Source organism: uncultured Romboutsia sp., assembly GCF_958366745.1.
GTDB lineage: Bacteria > Bacillota > Clostridia > Peptostreptococcales > Peptostreptococcaceae > Romboutsia > Romboutsia timonensis.
Genome location: NZ_CATXCO010000263.1, coordinates 1 through 2,918, shown reverse-complemented (window position 1 = coordinate 2,918; position 2,918 = coordinate 1). Strand labels below are relative to the sequence as shown.

The following is a 2,918-nucleotide window of genomic DNA, read 5'->3' as shown; positions in this document are numbered from 1 at the left end:
GTATTAAATAGATATTTTGAGCAAAGTGAGTTTTTTTATTTACACGAAAATCTAATATTAGATTAATAAATATAAAAACTAAATATTTTAATATATATTAAAGAAAAACAAAAATTAAATTAGTAGAAAATAGTTAAACTATGTAGTGTTTTTGAAAATTTAATTAAAAGGAAATTCAATATTATTTGAAGAAATAGTATAAAAGTTTTAATGAAAGGGATTGGGGAGAGTTAGCCTTGAGAAAAATAAGAAAAATAAAGTACTCTAGATTATTTATTATTATAATATTTGCTTATATACTACTTCAAATTACTATAAATATAATAGGAAAAAATATTGAGACTTTGGTAATAGAAAGTGAAACTATAGAGCTAAAGGTAAGAGCAAAAGGATTAGTTATAAGAGATGAATATTTAATAAAATCAAATCAAAGTGAAAATATAAAAAATATGGTTAAGGATGGAGAAAAGTTAAAAAAAGGTGATGCACTAGCAGCTATATATAACAATAGTAAAAGCTTAGAAGAAAATAAAAATAAGATAATTCAGTTGAATAAAGAAATTGAAGATTTAGAGGCTGAATATTCAAATAGTAAATCTAATTTAAGTAAAGAGTTAATAGATATTAAGATTAAAACTAAAAAAGAACAAAGAGCAGTTCTTAATTATGAAAATAATAAAAATGTAAATTATTTAAGTATGCCAACATCAGGTGTAGTATCCACTAAGTATGATGGATATGAGGATATATATACATTAGATAAATTAGAAAATTTAACAGCTAAGGATATAGAAGATGTAGAAGATAATTATAAAAAACTAGATATTGAGAATACATTTATAAAAGAATCAGAAGTAATAGCTAGAGTAATACAAAGTGACTATTCCTATATAGCTATACTTACTGAAAATGATATTTTTGAAGATAATCAAAAGGTTGAAATAGTATTTGATAGTGATAATGTACAAGGAAATGTGGAAGAAATATACAGAAATGGAGATAATAATGTAGTTATATTTAAAATAAGTAATCAAAATGTAGAAATTTATGATACAAGAGTAAAAGAATTTGATATAATATATAAGCAAATAGACGGTTTGAAAGTTCCGAAACAATCTATAGAAGAAGTAAACAATCAAAAGGGTGTATATGTATTAAATCAAGAGACTAGAAAAGTAGACTTTGTTGAATTAAAAACTATACAATATGAAGATGATGAAGTTATATTTATAGACTATTACAAGAATCAAAAAGAAGGTATAAAAACAATTGACAGACATGATGAAATCATTCTAAAGCCGAACAGTATAAATAAAAATATAAAAATAAGTAGGTGGTAAAGTGAGTGCAATTAGAGAAAATCTTGAATCAATAAAATTTAATATAAAAGAATCTGCTAATAATGCTAAAAGAAGTAGTGAAGATATAACTTTAATAGCAGTTACTAAAACAGTAGATGTTGATAAAATATTAGAAGCCATAGAATATGGAGTTACAGATGTGGGAGAGAATAAGCCACAAGAATTAGCAAGAAAATATGATATTATTGGAGATAAAGTTAAATGGCATTTAATTGGAAGCCTTCAAACTAATAAAGTTAAGTATATAATAGATAAGGTGCACATGATACACTCTTTAGATAGAGAATCTCTGTGTGAAGAAATTCAAAAAAGAGCTGAGAAAATAGATAGAATTATTGATTGTCTAGTTCAAGTAAACATATCTAAAGAAGATAGTAAACATGGATTATATGAAGAAGATGTTATAGACTTTATCACAAATATTTCAAATAAGTACACTAATATTAGAATAAAAGGACTTATGACTATGGCACCATTTACTGAAAATGAAGATGAAGTAAGAGAAGTATTTAGAAGTCTTAAAAATTTATCACTAGATATAGATAAATTAAATATACCTAATGTGTCTATGAAATACTTATCAATGGGAATGAGTAATGATTATAAAATAGCAGTAGAGGAAGGTTCCACTATTGTTAGAGTAGGAACATCAATATTTGGTGAAAGAAATTATAATAATCAATAAATTAAATAATAAACTAAAGAATAAATGAGTAGGAGGATGTTAATAATGGGAGAAGGAATATTCAATAAATTTAAAAATTGGATAACTGAAGAGGAAGAAGATTTTGATGGTGTAGAAGAAGAATATGAGCAAGAAGATGAAGAGGAAGTAGAACAATTTACATCAATACCAAATACTAAAACGGCTAAAATTGTTAACTTGCATACAGCAAGCCCAATGAAAGTTGTTATAGTAGAACCTAAAAAATATGAGGAAGTTACTACTATAGCAGATCATTTAAAACAAAAAAAGGCAGTTATAGTTAATTTAGAAAACTTAAATGATCTAGGGATTCGTAAATCAATATTTGAGTTTATGAATGGAGCAGTATACGTTTTAGATGGTGGAATACAAAAAGTTTCTAAGGGAATCTTTATACTAGCACCTAATAATGTAGATATAGATTCTAGTATAAAAAAAGAATTAGAAAGTAAAACACTTTTCCCTTGGCAAAGTAAATAGTATTTGATTAAGTACTATATTAAAAAGATAATTCAAACTTAAAAGTTATATTTTAAAATACCTATATAAAAATAAAGGGGTGATAATATGAGCACAATAGGAATAGCGCTATATTATTTATTTGATATATTATCATGGATTATAGTTATTAAAAGTTTTATGACATGGTTACCAAGTGGCGGTGGAAAATTTTATGATGTATTATCAACAATAACAGAGCCTATAGAAGCGCCAATAAGATCAGTGATGTATAAGTATACAAATGGACCAGTGGATTTTTCTCCAATGGTAGCTATACTTGCACTTATGCTATTAAAAAATGTAGCATTGAGAGTATTTATTTAAGGCAATTATTATATGGATAAAATAAA

4 protein-coding genes are annotated in these 2,918 nt (G+C 25.0%); all 4 read left to right on the top strand.

The window, feature by feature from the left end:
• Positions 1-236 precede the first annotated feature (236 nt).
• The 4 genes from Q5F54_RS12425 to Q5F54_RS12410 all read left to right on the top strand — a co-directional run bounded on the left by Q5F54_RS12425 (position 237) and on the right by Q5F54_RS12410 (position 2,892).
• The gene (locus tag Q5F54_RS12425) at positions 237-1,340 is read left to right on the top strand and encodes an HlyD family efflux transporter periplasmic adaptor subunit (protein WP_281538679.1); all 1,104 of its coding nucleotides are present in this window, start codon (positions 237-239) and stop codon (positions 1,338-1,340) included.
• A 1-nt stretch (position 1,341) separates the two neighbouring features.
• Entirely contained in the window at positions 1,342-2,046 is a 705-nt protein-coding gene (locus Q5F54_RS12420; protein ID WP_277231642.1) for a YggS family pyridoxal phosphate-dependent enzyme, read from the top strand.
• 45 nt (positions 2,047-2,091) lie between these two features.
• Positions 2,092-2,547 (top strand): cell division protein SepF, encoded by a 456-nt coding sequence (locus tag Q5F54_RS12415; RefSeq protein ID WP_281538678.1) that lies wholly within the window; start codon positions 2,092-2,094, stop codon positions 2,545-2,547.
• Between the two features lie 87 nt (positions 2,548-2,634).
• The gene (locus tag Q5F54_RS12410; protein ID WP_071119629.1) at positions 2,635-2,892 is read left to right on the top strand and encodes a YggT family protein; all 258 of its coding nucleotides are present in this window, start codon (positions 2,635-2,637) and stop codon (positions 2,890-2,892) included.
• The last annotated feature ends 26 nt before the right edge of the window (positions 2,893-2,918 follow it).

Excerpts from the sequence above, each read along its gene's own strand:
- Q5F54_RS12410 (WP_071119629.1), top strand. The coding sequence starts at position 2,635 with ATGAGCACAATAGGAATAGCGCTATATTATTTATTTGATATATTATCA.
- Q5F54_RS12415 (WP_281538678.1), top strand. The coding sequence starts at position 2,092 with ATGGGAGAAGGAATATTCAATAAATTTAAAAATTGGATAACTGAAGAG.